The organism is Collinsella sp. OF02-10 (assembly GCF_003463445.1).
In the GTDB taxonomy this organism is placed as follows: Bacteria; Actinomycetota; Coriobacteriia; order Coriobacteriales; family Coriobacteriaceae; genus Collinsella.
This window is the reverse complement of the sequence record NZ_QSCW01000007.1, coordinates 64,564-80,425: the sequence shown is the minus strand read 5'-3', so window position 1 is coordinate 80,425 and position 15,862 is coordinate 64,564. Positions and strand designations below refer to the sequence as shown.

Annotated in this window: 14 protein-coding genes and 1 pseudogene; 2 read left to right on the top strand and 13 right to left on the bottom strand. The window is 61.9% G+C overall.

Annotated elements, in window-relative coordinates:
- Positions 1 to 111 precede the first annotated feature (111 nt).
- From DXA43_RS05100 to glp, 12 genes are all read right to left on the bottom strand, one after another.
- Complete coding sequence (locus DXA43_RS05100) at positions 112 to 1,254, bottom strand: aminotransferase class V-fold PLP-dependent enzyme (protein ID WP_117757037.1); 1,143 nt, start codon at positions 1,252 to 1,254, stop codon at positions 112 to 114.
- On the bottom strand, positions 1,251 to 1,502 hold the full coding sequence (locus DXA43_RS05095; protein ID WP_117564982.1) for a DUF3343 domain-containing protein: 252 nt from the start codon (positions 1,500 to 1,502) through the stop codon (positions 1,251 to 1,253). Before DXA43_RS05095 ends, DXA43_RS05100 begins: the two co-directional genes overlap by 4 nt.
- 19 nt (positions 1,503 to 1,521) lie before the next feature.
- A complete protein-coding gene (yedF, locus tag DXA43_RS05090; protein WP_117758972.1) occupies positions 1,522 to 2,148 on the bottom strand; it encodes a sulfurtransferase-like selenium metabolism protein YedF in 627 nt (208 codons plus the stop codon).
- 60 nt (positions 2,149 to 2,208) lie between these two features.
- Positions 2,209 to 3,258 (bottom strand): selenide, water dikinase SelD, encoded by a 1,050-nt coding sequence (gene selD / locus DXA43_RS05085; RefSeq protein ID WP_117806451.1) that lies wholly within the window; start codon positions 3,256 to 3,258, stop codon positions 2,209 to 2,211.
- A 70-nt stretch (positions 3,259 to 3,328) separates the two neighbouring features.
- Positions 3,329 to 4,093, bottom strand: a complete 765-nt coding sequence (locus tag DXA43_RS05080; protein WP_117806450.1) for an acyl-CoA dehydratase activase — start codon at positions 4,091 to 4,093, stop codon at positions 3,329 to 3,331.
- 154 nt (positions 4,094 to 4,247) lie between these two features.
- Positions 4,248 to 5,411, bottom strand: coding sequence for a double-cubane-cluster-containing anaerobic reductase (locus DXA43_RS05075; RefSeq protein ID WP_117806449.1), 1,164 nt, complete (start codon positions 5,409 to 5,411; stop codon positions 4,248 to 4,250).
- Between the two features lie 154 nt (positions 5,412 to 5,565).
- A complete protein-coding gene (locus DXA43_RS05070; protein WP_117806448.1) occupies positions 5,566 to 6,849 on the bottom strand; it encodes a double-cubane-cluster-containing anaerobic reductase in 1,284 nt (427 codons plus the stop codon).
- Positions 6,850 to 7,278: 429 nt separating this feature from the next.
- Entirely contained in the window at positions 7,279 to 8,349 is a 1,071-nt protein-coding gene (locus DXA43_RS05065; RefSeq protein ID WP_117806447.1) for a sulfate/molybdate ABC transporter ATP-binding protein, read from the bottom strand.
- A gap of 3 nt (positions 8,350 to 8,352) precedes the next feature.
- Positions 8,353 to 9,795 (bottom strand): molybdate ABC transporter permease subunit, encoded by a 1,443-nt coding sequence (gene modB / locus DXA43_RS05060; protein ID WP_233540020.1) that lies wholly within the window; start codon positions 9,793 to 9,795, stop codon positions 8,353 to 8,355.
- A 68-nt stretch (positions 9,796 to 9,863) separates the two neighbouring features.
- Positions 9,864 to 10,736, bottom strand: a complete 873-nt coding sequence (gene modA / locus DXA43_RS05055; RefSeq protein WP_117806445.1) for a molybdate ABC transporter substrate-binding protein — start codon at positions 10,734 to 10,736, stop codon at positions 9,864 to 9,866.
- Positions 10,737 to 10,940: 204 nt separating this feature from the next.
- Positions 10,941 to 11,420, bottom strand: a complete 480-nt coding sequence (locus DXA43_RS05050; protein WP_117806444.1) for a molybdenum cofactor biosynthesis protein B — start codon at positions 11,418 to 11,420, stop codon at positions 10,941 to 10,943.
- Positions 11,421 to 11,430: 10 nt separating this feature from the next.
- Positions 11,431 to 12,693: a gephyrin-like molybdotransferase Glp gene (gene glp / locus DXA43_RS05045; RefSeq protein ID WP_117806443.1), complete on the bottom strand. Its 1,263-nt coding sequence runs from the start codon at positions 12,691 to 12,693 to the stop codon at positions 11,431 to 11,433.
- Positions 12,694 to 12,907: 214 nt separating this feature from the next.
- Here glp and DXA43_RS05040 point away from each other — a divergent pair, with 214 nt between their 5' ends.
- Positions 12,908 to 14,329 (top strand): chloride channel protein, encoded by a 1,422-nt coding sequence (locus tag DXA43_RS05040; RefSeq protein ID WP_117806442.1) that lies wholly within the window; start codon positions 12,908 to 12,910, stop codon positions 14,327 to 14,329.
- A gap of 87 nt (positions 14,330 to 14,416) precedes the next feature.
- Positions 14,417 to 15,379, top strand: a complete 963-nt coding sequence (locus tag DXA43_RS05035) for a diacylglycerol kinase family protein (RefSeq protein WP_117806441.1) — start codon at positions 14,417 to 14,419, stop codon at positions 15,377 to 15,379.
- Positions 15,380 to 15,400: 21 nt separating this feature from the next.
- On the opposite strand, the pseudogene DXA43_RS05030 reads toward DXA43_RS05035, so the two are convergent.
- Positions 15,401 to 15,709, bottom strand: a pseudogene (locus DXA43_RS05030) (peptide chain release factor-like protein); the annotation flags it as partial.
- Between the last annotated feature and the right edge of the window lie 153 nt (positions 15,710 to 15,862).

The window sequence follows — 15,862 nt, the reverse complement described above, 5'->3', positions numbered from 1 at the left end:
ATTTGCAAAGATACAGAGTCCCAGTGTGGGCCATCATCTCACAATACCCTGTATAAGCGACAATGCGGGAAGGCTGCGCAAACGGTTTATCTAAGGGCGCAAATGGTTGGTCTAATCGCTGCTTAAATCGCGCAAAGCGTCAATCGCGGTGTCGACTTCCTCGGCCGTGTTGAAGTAACCAAACGAGAAGCGAACCACGCCCTGGCGCTCGGTTCCCAGCGCGCGGTGCATGAGTGGGGCGCAATGGGCACCGGGGCGCGTCGCAATCCCCCACCCTTGCATGAGCGCGTCCGAGATCTCGGCAGAGTCGATATCACCCACGTTGAGTGAGACGATCGCCGAGCGCGACGGCTGGTCAAAGGCGCCGTAGAGCTTGATCTCCGGGATTTCGCGCACGCCAGCGAGAAAGCGATCCGCCAGGGCGCGTTCGTGAGCCGCAATCGCTTCAACTCCACCCTGTGCCTCGATAAAATCAAGGCCTGCGGAAAGGCCCGCTATGCCGTGACCGTTGAGCGTGCCCGCCTCGAGCCGCGTGGGCCACTCCATGGGCTGTAACGCATCGAAGCTGTGCACACCCGTGCCGCCCATGGCCCAGGGCGCCACGTCGACGCCCTCCGCCACGGCCAGGCCACCGGTGCCTTGAGGTCCCATGAGCCCCTTGTGGCCGGTAAAGCACACAATGTCGAGCCCCATACCAGCCATATCGATCTTCGCCGAGCCAGCAGACTGCGAGGCGTCGACGATCACGAGCGCGCCGACCGCGTGGGCCACGGTAGCCACGCGTGCGACATCGACCGCATTGCCGGTCACATTAGAGGCATGTGTCACCACCACGGCACGCGTACCGGGCGTGACCAGCCGCTCGAGCTCGTCGTAGTCGAGCACGCCGTTCGCGTCGCAGCCCGCATGCTCAACGGTCACGCCCCGCTCTGCCGCCAGGCGGTTGAGCGGACGCAACACGGAGTTGTGCTCGAGCACCGTTGTGACCACATGGTCGCCGGGGCGCACCACCCCGTTGATGGCGGTGTTGAGCGCCGCCGTGGAGTTGGGCGTAAAGCACACATGGTCCGCCCTCGGGCAACCCAAAAGGCGCGCGAGCTTGGCACGGCAAGCGTGAATCGTACGAGCGGCATCGAGGGCACCCGACGTGGCGCCGCGCCCGGCATTGCCGAGCGAGCACATCGCCTGCGTCACGGCATCGATGACCGTCTGCGGCTTGTGCATGGTCGTCGCCGCGTTATCCAGATAGATCATCGCACGACCTCCCACATATCAATCACGGTATAGCCCTCGGTGGGAATGCCCGCTGCGGCAAGCTCGGCGCGCAGCAGTTCCTCATCGGCAGGCAACGCCTTCCACGCCAGACCGCAGCCGGCAGCGACCTCCCCGGGCACGGGAATCGTTCGCCCGGGAAGGCCGCGCTCGATGCATAGGGTCTCGCACCCCATGGCGGCCGCCGTGGTAGGAAACGTGATGACAAGCGCCGGGCGCTTCTCCCTCATGGCAACTCCAACCAATACGCTACGGGCGCACGACGCGCACGGCCTGCTCCATCTTCTCCACGATCACGTACATGTTGGTGACCTCGCCCACCGCAAGCTGGTCTTTAATGCCAAAGTGGTCTAGGCAGGTACCGCAGGTGAGAATCTCGACGCCCTGCTCGGCCAGGCCCTTCAGGTCGTCGAGCACCGGAGAGCCCTCTACGGTGAGCTTGGCACCGCCGTTGTAGAACAGCATGGTCGCGGGCAGCTCCTCCTGCTGCGTCACGGCGAAGATAAACGCCTTCATGAGCTTGTGGCCCAGCTCGTCGTCGCCACGGCCCATGCAATCGGTGTAGACGGAAATGACGAGCTTGCCCTTGCCGGCGCTGGCGTCGCAGAAAGCGGCACCGTCCTGCTCGGGGTCTGCAACGGCCACGGCACCGGCGGTCGCGACAGTCACGTGCCACTCGGCGTCCGAAATCTTCTCGACCGAGGCCGTGCAGCCCTTCTCCTGCGCCATCTTGGAGATGTTCTTGACGGCGGTCTCGTTGTCGACCGAGGTCACGACGGCGCCCTCGCCATCAAGCTGTTTGAGTGCCTTAAGCGTCTTGACGACGGGCAGCGGGCAGGCATCGCCCATGGCATTGACTTCAATTTTGGTAGACATAGCAAATCCTTTCGAAAGAACCGTTCTAGAGAACGGTAAACAGTTACATAAACGTGCGGGCTAGCGAACAACGTGGACGGCAGGACCGCCCGGCTCCGCCTCGCACACGCGACCGACAACGGCGGCAACGCGCCCCTCGGCATCCAGGCGACGCGCAAGCTCAACCACATCCGCCGCGGGCGCCGCGATGAGCAAACCACCCGAGGTCTGCGAATCGTACAGCGCATCTAACATACCCGGCTCCAGGTCCTCGTCGGCAGCCACACGCGGGCCAAAGAAGTCCTGGTTGCGGTAGGAACCCGCGGGGATAATGCCCAGACGTGCCATGTCGAGCACCTGATCAAAGAGCGGCACCGCCCCCGACGTAAGCTCGATCTGCACACCCGAGCCCTCGGCCATCTCGCACGCGTGCCCGATCAAGCCAAAACCCGTGACATCGGTGCAGCCGTGAAGCTCAAGTCCCTCGGCCAGACGAATCGGCGCCTCGTTGAGGGTGCGCATCGAGTCAAACATGGCTGCGGCCTCGTCCTGCTCGATGAGCTCGCCCTTAATGGCCGTGGTGATGATGCCCGAGCCGACCGCCTTGGTCAGCAGCAGAACATCGCCCACGTGCGCGCCGCTGTTGGCGAGCATGCGGTCGAGCGCGACAAAGCCGCTCACGGACAGGCCATACTTGGGCTCGTCGTCGTTGATGGTATGACCGCCCGCGATGGAGCAGCCGGCCTCGACGCACTTGTCGGCGCCACCCGCCAGAATCTGCCCGGCAACCTCAACGCCCAGGCAATTGGGAATGCACAGCAAGTTCATGGCATGGCTCGGCCGCCCGCCCATGGCGTAGATGTCCGACAGCGAGTTGGCCGCGGCGATCTGGCCGAACAGATAGGGATCGTCGACCATCGGCGGGAAGAAGTCGATGGACTGCACGAGACCCAAGTTCTCGCCAACGCGGAAAACGCTCGCATCGTCGGAGGTATCGAACCCCACGAGCAGGTTGTCGTTATGCACATTGGGTAAGTCGCCCAGGACCTGGGCGAGGGCTCCGGGAGCCAACTTAGCGGCTCAACCGCTCGCGGCAGTCATAGACGTGAGCTTAATCTGATCGTCAGCCATCGATACCTCCTCTCATCGGTCAATCATTTTCTCCCAGTATACGCATGAATGCGAGCCTGCAGCGGATGCATTAATTGAGCGCCTGTGCGCGAATCGCCGCACCGATGGCACCGGCAAAGCGGGCCTGGGGCGAGGTGGTGACCGGCGACCCCAGCAGCGCTGCCAGCCGCTCCACCACGAAGGCGTTCTCGCACAGGCCACCGGTCAGGTAGTACGGGGCGCCCGCGGCCTGCCCGGCCATGGTCGCCACGCGCGAGACCACGCTATCGATCACGCCACGCGCAATGTTCTCGCGCGGCTCACCGCGACCGATCAGGCTGATAACCTCGCTTTCGGCAAACACCGTGCACATGCTGCTGATCTTGGTAGGCTCGCCGGTGCGGGCGAGGTCTGCCATCTGCTGCTGGGAAATGCCTAGGCGGTCGGCCATGATCTCCAAAAAGCGCCCCGTGCCGGCGGCGCACTTGTCGTTCATGGCAAACTTGGCCACGCGGCCACTTTTAAGCTGAATGACCTTGGTGTCCTGGCCGCCCACGTCAATCACCGTGCCGTGATCGCCAAACAGGTGCACGGCACCGGTACCGTGGCAGGTAATCTCGGTCACGACCTTATGCGCATAGGGCACGGCGACACGGCCGTAGCCAGTCGCGACCACGCGAGCATCGTCGCCCGCCACGTCATAGCCGGCTGCGGCGAGCTCACCGCGCAGACGCTCGGCCGCATCGACCGAGGAGAACCCGGTTGGCTGCACGCACGTCCACGCCACCGAACCCTCCCTGTCGACCACAGCAGCCTTAGCCGCCGTAGACCCGATATCGATCCCGATCCCTATCATGGCTCTCTCCCAATCTAAACATCAAAGGTAGCGGCGCGTTCAGGCGCCTTGGCTCTAGGTTTCTCAGGTGCCGGAGGTTGCCCTGAAAGAGGAGCGCAGCGTACTTTGGTACGCAAGCGACGGTTTGAGGGGCAAGATCCGGTGCCTGAGGAAGCTAGAGGGTTTCGATGAAGGCGGCGACGCGCGTCTCGATCTGGCCCATGTCGCCGTTGCTGTAATCGGTCTCAATCTTCATGTACGGAATGCCCGCACCCTCGACAGCCTCCTGCATGCGCGCACTCTCCACGTTAAAGGTGTGGCACGCCTGCAGCACGCTCTCCACCACGCCATCGACGTGGTACTTCTCGCACATGGCCAGCGTGTTTTCCATACGACCGTCGTTGGGCGTCATGACCGAGCAGTTGATATCCAGATAGCGGTCGGCGATGGCGCGCAGGATATCGGGAGCCTCCGGGTCGATCATCATGGCCGCCGTGCGCTCGCCCGAGCAGTCGTCCATGCACACGACCACGCCGCCGTTGGACTCGATGGTGCGGCCGATCTTGTTGATCACGCCGCCCACCGGGCAGCCGGTGATCAGAATGCGCTTGGCATCCGCCGCAACCGGGCGCTCGCCCGCGTCGTAGGCCTCGCGCAGCTTGGCGACCTTTTGCTCCAGCTGCTGCGTATAGGCCTCGATATCAAAGCTGAACGTACCGGCAAACATGGTGCTCATCAGGTCGACGCCGCTCATGGCTGCCGGCTGGTTGGCCTGCAGCGCAAACATCTCGAGCTGGGCCGCACGCAGACGGTTGCGACGACGGACGGCGGCGCGCAGGTCATCGTCGGCAATCGTGATGCCGTAGAAGCCCTCGAGCTCCTCCTTGAGCAGGCGGCACTCCTCGTACCAGCCTTCACGCTCGTAGGCACGATCGCGACCCTGCGGAAGATGCAGAATGTGCGTGCGCTTGAGCTCGTTGAGTAGCTCGCACATCTTCTTCTTGCCGTCGCAGGTGGTCTCACCGATGATCATGTCGCTAAAGTACGTAAACGGACACTTTTGCGAATAGGCAAAACCATACGTAGACTTGATGAGCGGGCACAGGTTTGCCGGCAGCACCTTCTCGGCCTCGGGAATCACCTCATCGGACGTACCGCACAGAGCCACGCTCGCAGCCCCCGCGGCATCGATAATCTCGAGCGGCGTATAGCTGCACAAAAAGCCGACCAGGCGATTACCCGCCTGCTTATAATCCTTGACGCGAATAAACGCCGCTTTGCGTTGCTCGTTGAACTCCTCAAACGTGCGCGGCAACGGCTGCTCAATATTTTCCGACATATAACTCCTTAACAAACCTTTTAACCAACCAAGGAAACGGCTTTCCCAGGTGCCCGAGGTTGCCGTGAAAGAGGAGCGTCGCGTACTTTGATTCGCAGGCGACGGTTTGAAGGGGAAGATCGGGTGCCTGGGAAAGCCGCCGGGACGGATAGCCCTAAATGGTTTCCAAGAAAGCCTCAATCCTGGTTTGCAGTTGGCCTGCATCCTCGCCGGCGTAGTCGGTCGTGATGTGCATAAATGGAATGCCTGCCTCCTCGGCGGCCTTCTCCACGGCAAACGACTCCATCTCGTAGAGCGTGCAGAACTGCAGGGCCACGTCGACGATGCCGTCGGCGTACAGGTCCTTGGCCATCTGGACAATGTCCTTCATACGCTGGTCGTTGGGCGTAAAGACGGCGCAGTTGATTTTAAAGTAGCGCTCGGCGATGGCATCGAGCATCTCGTCAACCGTCTCACCGGACTCGTCGACCAGGTCCTTGTAATAGCGCGAACCCGTGCAGGACTCCTCGCCTACCACAACGCCGCCGGCCTTCTCGATGAGGTTGAACAGCTTCCAGTTGGGCACGGCCATGGGCGTGCCGGTGTACAGGATGCGCTTGGTCCCCTTGGGCGCCACGCCCTCGCCGGCCTCGACACGCTGCTCGCACTCAGCCGCCATATCGTTGATGGCTCCGGTCAGACGCGGCGTGTCGTCCATAAAGGCGGCCTGAACGGTCAGCAGGCTGTCGAGACCGCTAATGGGCGCTGGGTCGGCAGCGCGCGTGGCAGCGAGGCGCCGCAGGGCACGGCGCTTCTCATTGACGGCGTGGATGGCGGCCTTCAGACGCTCGGGCGTAATCTTGACGCCACACTCTTCCTCGATCTTGGCGGCGAGCTTCTTGACCTCGGCCTTCCAGGTCACAAGCGTCGACTCGTCGTGTACGTTGGGAATATCCATGACGTACATGTTCTTTTGCGTGGCAAAGAACTCGTAGGCTTTCTTCTTGCCGTCGCAGGTGTTCTCGCCTACCACCAAGTCACTCGACTCGATGTAGGGGCAGACCTCACCCAGCTTAAAGCCGGCAAAGCTCTTGATGAGCGGACAAGTGTTGCGCGGCAAGTGCTCCTCGACCTTGTCCGTTGCCCAATCGGCGCCCGAGCACAGACCAACGGGAATGCCGTCACAGGCAAGCACGATCTCCTCGGGCACGTACACGCAGAACGAGCCCACGATCTTGGTGGCCTCGCCGGCCTCCTTCTTGTCGAGCATCTCCTTAATACGGCCGCTGTGGATGTTGGTGGCCACAAAGTCCAGGTAGGACGTGGACTTGGGGCGATTGTTCTGCGTCAAGAACATATCGCCGTACATCTGGCCCACGGCGCCCAGCAGCATGTCGTGGTCGGCAAGATTCATGCCGAGGCTCTCCCACATCGGATGGAAATCGAATTCTTCAGCCATGACGGTTCCCCTCTCGAACCAAAAACGGATAACAGCGGTATCGGTGCACGACGGGCGGCGATTGCCCTGCCGTGCTCAAACCCGGAATTTTGGGGAACCTGCTTTGCGGTTGACTATTTAGTTGTGCGTCGTCTCTCCCGGAGCCGTGAACATACCTGCTCATATGCGGCTCCGAGCGATATATAGGGCACGCGCGGCAACGCGGCGAATGTATGTCGTCTGTGGCATGCGCGCACCCTCCTTTACAAGTTAAGGTCAACTATATCAACGGTCATCGACCATGCGAACACCGTTGACATTCGTACGACAGCATCGTGTGCCGTCGTTTAATAAATAATTATCTTGATTGATAGGAGTTTGTCATCCCTCATTCGGCGAACGGCAAGGCGAAGCCGCCGAGGCCTATATCCCCGACGGCATTACCCGGCGCTATCGACAAACCAAATGAATCCTGCTCGCATCAAAATGCATGCGCAAGGTCTCCCCCGCCCGTGGCAACTCCTCTACAGGTACGCCCACCTTGTTGACCTTCCACTGCAGACGCGTGGGTGCATCGACACGTGGCACGTCCAACAGCACCAGCCGCTCAAAGCGCGAATCGTTCACCCGGGCCACGCGTAAGTCGTAGCTGTTACGACCCCGCTCGGCACGGTTGTCAACATGGAAGTAACTTGCGCGAATCCCCAGGTACGCCACATCATCAGGAACCTCGCGACCCACATTAAAGGTCATGCCCCAGTCGAGGGCCTCAACTTCTTCGTCGCCGATCTTGCACGCCCGGCTTGTGTTCTTGCAGCCCGTCAAGCGCAGCGCGGCCAAGGTTTGCGGCCGGCGGACCACATCTTCGACGGAGCCGATCTCCTCCACATGCCCGTTATGCATCACGCAAATGCGCTGGCACAGGCGACACGCTTCGTCGATATCGTGGCTCACGTAGAGCACGGTGCGGTTGCACACGTCGAACAGGTCGAGCATGTTCTGCTCGAGCGCGCTCTTAAGGTAGGCATCGAGCGCGCTCATGGGCTCGTCGAACATAAAAATGCCCGGGTGTGCCGCCACCATGCGCGCAAGCGCCACGCGCTGCTGCTGACCACCCGAGAGGCGTGCGGGATAGCGGTCGGCAAAATCGGCCAGACCAAAAATGCCCAGATAGCGCTCGGCGAGCTTTTTGCGTGCAGCGACGTCACCCGCATCCTGTACGCCGGCGCACACGTTATCGGCCACCGTCATATTGGGAAACAGCTGATAGTTTTGGAACAGCAGGGCGCACTTGCGCTCCTGGGGCGACAGGTTGATACCCGCCGCCGAGTCAAAGAAGGTCACGCCGTTGACGACGATCTCGCCCTCGTCGGGCGTCTCCACGCCGGCAATGCAACGCAAGGTGCAGCTCTTGCCACAACCCGAGGCGCCCAGCAGCGCCACGCGCTCTTCGCCGGCCTCAAGCTGCATGTCGAGAGTGAACCCCGGATAGCGCTTTTTGATAGCCAGAACAAGCGACATGGCTTATCGACCTCCCTTTGCGACCGTGTCATCGCGCATAAGCTCGGCCAGCGCCTCGCGATCGATACGCAGTGCATCGCCGCCGACTGGGTCGAGCGAATCGGTCTGGCCGCCCAGCTGCTTGGCCTGCTTGCGCTCTGCGCGGGACAGGCCGCGCTCACGGTACTTTTGCGAATGCGCCGTGTACATATTGATGAACAGAATGACCAGGAAGCTGAACACGATTACGACGATGACCCAAAAGAGCGCCACCGACGTGTTGCCGCCCATCCACTCAAAGTAGATGGCGATGGGGACGGTCTGGGTAATGCCAGCGTAGTTGCCCGCAAAGAACAGGGTGCAACCGAACTCGCCCATCGCGCGGGCAAAGGCGAGCACCGTGCCGGCGGCAATCGAGGGCCAGCCAAGCGGCATCATAAGCTTGGTAAAGATGCGACGCTCGGACCATCCCAGGGTTCGCGCGGCGTCGAGCATCTGCGTGTCGAGGCTCTCGAAGGCTCCGAGCGTCGTGCGGTAGACCAGCGGAAACGACACTACCACGGCAGATATCACCGCCGCGGGCCAGGTAAAGACGATCGAGATGCCGTGCGCGATGAGCCACTGGCCCACCCCGGTCGAGCGGCCAAACAGCATGAGAAGCAGAAAGCCGCAGACCGTGGGCGGCAGCACCATAGGAATCGTAAAGACCGAATCGAGCAGGCCCTTGATGCGGCTCGAGGTACCCATAGTCTTCCACGCGGCGAACAGGCCCAGCGCAAAGGAGATCAGCAGGGCAAGGCCGCTCGTTTTAATGGACACCCAAAACGGGCGATAGTCGATGTCGCCCAAAAAGGAGGCCAGAGAGGTCAAGGGCCCCCGCTCATCCCGCAACACGGCAGACGATGCCTCTACCATTTGAGCGCTATCAAGCCAACGCGCGCCGCCCTTGGCATCACCCGAGGCTGATGCAATCACCACATAGCGGTCCCCATCCGTACCACGCTCGTCAAAGCCATAGGTATACCCGCCGGTATCAAACGTTGTTTCCGCCGTGACATACCAAGGAAGATCCACGTCCCCTAGCTGCGCACCTCCCATGCAGTTTGAGCTGTCGAGCTCACAGACGAGGGCTTTGAGACCCGATACGCACTCGTTGTCCTGCGGATCCAATCCAAACTTCTCGACCGCCTTGGGCGATATCCACACCACAACGCGATCGGCAGCAGGCGCCGCTACAAGGTCCACGTCCTCGTCAACGGGAAACCGGTAGCCCTCAGGCTGGCCCTCCATGGCACGAGCGGTCCCCTTGGCCAACCGCTCAAAACCCTCGATCCCATAGGAAAGCCCATGAGCGGTCGCAGCAACCTGGGCCCCGTCCTCAGCGTCCCCAGCAAACGCAAATCCCGGCATCCAGCAAAGCGCGAAGGTCAAAGCACAGGCGACAAGCATGCGGAATCTATTAAGCACGAAAAGCTCCAAGCGAATACAAGGACGGAGTGAAACACAAAACGATGGAATTATCGCACCAAGCCGCACTACGCGGAAAGCTCAAAGCCGTACTTAGCCCAAATCTTCTGAGCCTTCTTGTTGGACAGGCAAAAGTCGATGAACGCCTTAGCCTCGTCGGCATGTTCGGAGCTCTCGGCAACGGCGCCCGGATACACGATGGGCTTGTGCGAGTCCTCGGGACACACGAACGCCTCCTCGATGCCGTCGTAGCGGAAGATATCGGAGCTGTAGACAAAACCGGCCACGCAGTCGCCTGTGGACACATAGGCGGCAGCGGTACCAACTTTGTCGGCCAGTGCGACCTTGTCGGCGATCTCGGGAGCATACTCGCCGTCGTCGCCTTCGGTGCCGGTGTAGAGACCCACGGAAGCCAACGCCTGGTTGGCGTACTTGCCGGCGGGGACGGTCTTGGCATCGCCGATGGCGATCTTGCCGTCCAGGTTCGCGACGTCGGCGATGGCCTCGATCTTGGTGTCGGAGCCCTCAGCGCGAATGATCACAAGATCGTTGACGAACATATCCTCACGCGTGTCGGCATCGACGAGCTCGACGGCCTCGGCGTCGTCCATGGTGCCCTTGGAAGCGGTGATGAGCACGTCGACCGTGGCACCGGCGCGCATCTGCTCAACGAGGTCGCCAGACGCCTTAAACTGCGTGTCGGCAAACGTGGTACCGGTCTGCTCGGTGTAAAGCTCCTGAACCTCGGGCAGAGCCTTCTCGAGCGAGTTGGCGGCAAAGACCTGCAGCTCGACAGCTTTCTTGGAAGATGCCTTAGCAGAACCGGCATCGGAGCCAGTCGGCTCAGACGTCTTGTTGCCAGAGCAGCCGGCAAGGCCAAGGCCGGCAGCGGCGACAGCAGAGAGTGAGACGAATCCGCGGCGAGAAACCATATCGAACATGTTCAACCCTTTCGGACCTTATGCCCGGGTACCCCACCGCGGGCTTTATTCTGTAATTAGATTATACTTCGGTGCGAATAATGATTATGAGAAATTATTCTCGTCTGAGAATATAGTTTCAAGCATGCCTACAGAATGCCGTCCCCTTGGGCGCAAATAAAAGGCGGAGCAGCCGTTCAGGTCGCTCCGCCGCAGGTAAACCGCTTAGTTGGTATGTCCGCCGCCCGCTGTCATCTGAGCCGCATGCTCCAGCTGGTCCGCTATGGCCTCCCAGCTTTCGCGAGCGGCCTTCGTAGAACCGGGAAAGTTTACGACAAGTGTATGACCTCGTTGCATGCAAATAGCGCGCGAGAGCATGGCGCGGCGCGTCTTGGTCATCGAGTACGCACGGATCGCCTCGGCAATACCCGGCACCTCGCGATCGCAGACGGCACGCGTCGCCTCGGGCGTCACATCGCGCATCGAAAGCCCCGTGCCGCCGCAGGTGATGACCACGTTGGCCTGGCAATCGTCGGCCGCAGCCACAATGGCAGCACCGATCTCGTCAACATCGTCATGCACCACCGTATGCGAGGCAACCGTCCAGCCCTGCGCCGCGATGAGCTCCTCGAGTGCAGCGCCTGCCTCGTCCTGGGCAAGATCGCGCGTATCCGAGCACGTCACGATTGAAATCTTCAACTCCATAGCACTCCTCCTACAGCACGGTGCCCTCGGGCAGATCGACTCGGACGACATCCACGACGTCGCCCGGCTCAAGATCGCACGGACCCTCGTTGATGCGCAACAGGCAGTTCGCACGCTGCATGGTTCCGAGCAGCGCCGAGTTCTGGCTGTGCGCCTCGGTGACCGTAAGCTCACCCGTCTGCGCATCGCGCGCAACCGTGGCGCGATCATAGAAGCGTCGGTCCTGTCGCTTCTTCACGCCGTGGGTAAGAACCGCCTGCTGCACGGGACGCGCACCCTCGGCAAAGCCGCGCATCTTGCGAATCGCCGGGCGGGCGAGCATCTCAAAGCCCACATAGGCCGCCGCGGGGTTGCCCGAAAGCCCCAGATAGGGCTTGCCGCCGAGCAGGCCAAACGTAATGGCCTTGCCGGGACGCAACGAAATGCGATCGAACAGCACCTCGCCCTCGCGCCGAACCAGCGCCGTCACGTAGTCGTAGTCGCCCGCAGAGGCGCCACCGCTCGTAATGACAAAATCGCACTCTTGCGCGGCGCGGTGCACCAGCTCGGCAATCGCCCGCTCGTCGTCGGGCGCAAAGCCGTAGAACACCGGGTCGGCCCCAGCATCGAGTGCCTCGGCCATTAACGCCGAGGAATTGGAATCGCGAATCTGCCCACGCGCCGGCAGTTGGCCGGGCGCGACCAGCTCCGTGCCCAGCGAGATAACGCCCACACGCGGGGCGGCGTGCACTCTAACGTTCGCGTAACCGGCGCTCGCCAGCAAACCGGCGCCGGCCGGGGCCACAACCTCGCCAGCGTGCATCACAACATCGCCGGCATGGGCCTCCTCGCCTGCAGCTCGAACGTTCTCCCCCACCTTAGCCGGTGCCGAGAAGCTCACGTGTGAGCCCTCGTTGCCGTCGCCGTCGAGCACCTCGACGACCTCGTATTTCACAACGGCATCCGCACCTTCGGGCACCGGTGCACCCGTCATAATACGGACGGTCTCGCCCGCGCCAATCGCGCCCTCAAACACATGGCCCGCCGCCTCGTGCCCCACGACGGAAAGCGTCACGGGCGTATCGGAGGACGCTTTGGCGAGGTCGTCGGCACGCACGGCATATCCATCCATGGCGCTGTTGGCAAACGGCGAGATATCGATATCGGCCGTGGCATCCTCAGCCAGGGGAAGACCGGCCGCCTGCCAAACCGGGATCTCGACGAGCTCGGTCCTGCGCACCTGCGAAAGGACGATTGCCTGCGCGTCCTCCAGCGGGATGAGCGTCTTAGCCATATACACCTCTTACATGCCACGGCGCGCAACAGTGGCGCCGATTCTTTATGTTTGGTTCAGTATAATCCCCCGCTGCCCGCTCAAGACATGGCCCGCAACGGCAAATACACCTGTCGGCCATGCGCCTTTCGTAACAGAACCGAAACCTGTCAATTGCCTTAAGGCACGGGGTGCCGTCTTATAATGCATGCATCGCAACAAAAAAGAGGACGTTATGGCTTTTATCGATAAACGTGAAAATACACTCGACCCGTCTGATGACACCCGTCAGGACACAGACGGCAGGTCCTTCTCTCCGACCGACTTGATCATCAGCGGTCGCAACCAGCTCACCCGCTCCGAACAGCTCTTGGCCGCCGACACGCGCCGCAATGCCCACAACATGCTCGCGAGCGCCAAGCTGCTCGCGCTCGTCGTTGTCGTCTCGCTCGCCATGGGCGTTGCCGCTTGGGCGTTTTTGGCCTCACTGGATATTGCGACCGATTATCGCGAGAGCCATGCGTGGATCTACGCCCTGCTCCCCGTCGTGGGCGTGGCCACCGCGTGGGTCTACAAGAACCACGGCCTTGCTGCCAAACGCGGCAACAATTTGGTCATCGACTCTGCCCTGGGCACACGACTCATCCATGCGCGCATGGCCATCCTCACGTTTGTGTGCTCCACGCTCACGCATCTGACGGGCGGCTCGGCTGGCCGCGAGGGCGCCGCGGTGCAGATCGGCGGTACCATCGCCAGCAATGTCTCGAGCCTTGCCCATCTCAAAAAGCACGACCACCACGACCTCATGCTCGCCGGTATCTCGTCTGCCTTTGGCGCCGTGTTCGGATCACCTCTCGCCGGGGCTTTCTTTGGTATGGAGATGTGCTTTATCGGCAAAATCGACTACACCGCGGGCCTCTACTGCCTCGTCGCCTCGTTTACCGGCTACTTTACGTCACTCGCCCTGGGAACCCAGTACGAGAGCAACGTCATCGCCAGCGTTCCCGACATGACACCCAGAACGGTTGCCATCGTCGTTATCGGAGCCATTGTCTTTGGCCTGACGGCGCGCCTCTTTGCCTGGTCGGTCCGCACGGTCAAGAACCTGTACGCGCGCTTTATCACCAACTATCTCGTCCGTGCGCTCGTCGGCGCACTCGTGGTGCTTGCGGCCTATGCGTTGCTTGACGCGTGGGAGTATGCCGGCCTTTCCACGTGGCTTTCGGGCGCCGGGTTTGCCGGCACCACCACCCTCGCCGACGCCGCCATCAAGCTCGTCGTAACGGCGCTCACCCTGGGTGCCGGCTTCCAAGGCGGCGAGGTCACGCCCCTGTTTGGCATCGGTGCGGCGCTCGGCGGATGGATTGGCTGCCTCGCTGGACTCGATCCGAGCTTTATGGCGGCCCTCGGCATGCTCGGCGTCTTCTGTGCCGGCCTCAACGTGCCCATCACCACCTGCATGATGGCTATCGACTTGTTCCACGGAACAGCCGCGGGCTTCTTTGTCATCGTCTCGTTTATTAGCTATCTCGTCGGCGGCCACCGTGGCGTGTACCCCGCGCAGCGCATCGTGTCGCCCAAGCGCCGCTCGCTTATCGTGGACGAGGGCGGAACGGTGGCAGAGGCTATCGAGCGCCACAACGACCTGATAGAGTAGACGTAAGTAATCGCCGTGCAGCCACAATCGGGGGCAATTCGACCCGAGCGCGACCGCACCGTCATGCCACACGCCGGGAGTCGCCCCATGCACGCAACTGACTTTGGTCGCACGATCATCATCGCCAATCCTGTCGCCCAGTCGGGCGCCGCGCGCGAGGTTGCCGAGCGCCTGCAACGCTTTTTGGACATGACGGCGCGCACGTCCCAGTTTGACCTAGTGCTGACCGAGTGCATGGGGCACGCCAAGGAGCTTGCCGCACAGGCTCAGGGATACCGCACCGTTATCGCCCTTGGCGGCGACGGCGTGATCCACGAGGTCGTCAATGGGCTCATGGCGCAGGAAGAGGCCATCCGTCCCGCCCTTGCCGTCCTGCCCGTGGGCTCCGGCAACGATTTTGCCCAGACGCTCGGAATCGACGATTTCTCCGGTAAGGATTTTGGCGCGCTGCTCACCTGCGAGCTGCAGCACCAGGATATCGGGCGCATTCGCTCATGGAACCCCGCAAGCGGAAGCGGCGAGGCTTCGGTTGAGTACTACGACCAGACGCTCTCGGTCGGCATCGATGCCGCCATCGGCCTGGGCACCACCGAGTTGCGCAAAAAGACCGGCCTGACGGGCGCTCCGCTCTACACCCTTTCGGGACTTGAGCAGTTTGGCCTGCGCTATCGCAACTACCCCATGACGGTCAGTTTTGACGGCGCGCCCGCCGAGCGCGTGAGGGCGATCATCATGGCGATTCAGCTGGGCCCCACGTATGGCTCGGGTTATCGCATCTGCCCCGATGCCGATCCCTGCGATGGCATACTCGACGTCTGCTACGCCTGTGGCCCCGTCCCTCGCGCGGTTGCCCTGCCTATGTTCCTTTCGGCCAAAGACGGCCACCACACCAAGCTTCCGCCGGTACGCATGCGCCGCTGCCGCCATGCCGAGCTCACCTTTGAGGGGCCCGACTACCCCATCCAGGCCGACGGCGAGCCCGTTGTCGCCTCGCGCATCGAGGTCGACGTCCTCGGCAGCGCTCTCCAAGTTTGGCACCCTACCCGCTAGCAAGGCCAGTGGAACAAACGACTACTCGTCGCTGCCCGGCTTGCGACGGTTGGCCTTTTTAATGGCGTTGAAGTGCTTGTCATTGAGCCTGCGCTGGCGAGAGCGCTGGGGCACCTTGGTCTTTACGCGTCGGCGCGGTGGACGCCCGCGACGCTCGAGCTCGGCGCGCAGCTTGCGCAGGCAGCTCGCGCGATTTTGGAACTGGCTGCGGCTCTCGCGCGCCGTCACGGTAATCCCTGTGGGCACGTGCTTCATGCGCACCGCCGAGTCCGTCGTGTTCACGCCTTGTCCGCCCGGACCCGTCGCGCGAAACACCTGAACCTCGCAATCGCGCGCCAACTCTTCGGCCGCCATCGCGGCATAGCGCGCATACTCGCGCCATCCCATCTTGTTCTCATCCATATCAACACCTCCCCTCATAAAAAATGTGACAAAGGGAAAGTCCCTTTGTCACATCGCATACCAATCGCTTGTGTTGCGCGC

Coding starts and splice junctions, on each gene's coding strand:
- DXA43_RS05100 (WP_117757037.1), bottom strand. CDS start 1,254: ATGATCTATCTGGATAACGCGGCGACGACCATGCACAAGCCGCAGACG.
- DXA43_RS05095 (WP_117564982.1), bottom strand. CDS start 1,502: ATGAGGGAGAAGCGCCCGGCGCTTGTCATCACGTTTCCTACCACGGCG.
- yedF (WP_117758972.1), bottom strand. CDS start 2,148: ATGTCTACCAAAATTGAAGTCAATGCCATGGGCGATGCCTGCCCGCTG.
- DXA43_RS05080 (WP_117806450.1), bottom strand. CDS start 4,093: ATGATAGGGATCGGGATCGATATCGGGTCTACGGCGGCTAAGGCTGCT.
- DXA43_RS05075 (WP_117806449.1), bottom strand. CDS start 5,411: ATGTCGGAAAATATTGAGCAGCCGTTGCCGCGCACGTTTGAGGAGTTC.
- DXA43_RS05070 (WP_117806448.1), bottom strand. CDS start 6,849: ATGGCTGAAGAATTCGATTTCCATCCGATGTGGGAGAGCCTCGGCATG.
- DXA43_RS05065 (WP_117806447.1), bottom strand. CDS start 8,349: ATGTCGCTTGTTCTGGCTATCAAAAAGCGCTATCCGGGGTTCACTCTC.
- modA (WP_117806445.1), bottom strand. CDS start 10,736: ATGTTCGATATGGTTTCTCGCCGCGGATTCGTCTCACTCTCTGCTGTC.
- DXA43_RS05050 (WP_117806444.1), bottom strand. CDS start 11,420: ATGGAGTTGAAGATTTCAATCGTGACGTGCTCGGATACGCGCGATCTT.
- glp (WP_117806443.1), bottom strand. CDS start 12,693: ATGGCTAAGACGCTCATCCCGCTGGAGGACGCGCAGGCAATCGTCCTT.
- DXA43_RS05040 (WP_117806442.1), top strand. CDS start 12,908: ATGGCTTTTATCGATAAACGTGAAAATACACTCGACCCGTCTGATGAC.
- DXA43_RS05035 (WP_117806441.1), top strand. CDS start 14,417: ATGCACGCAACTGACTTTGGTCGCACGATCATCATCGCCAATCCTGTC.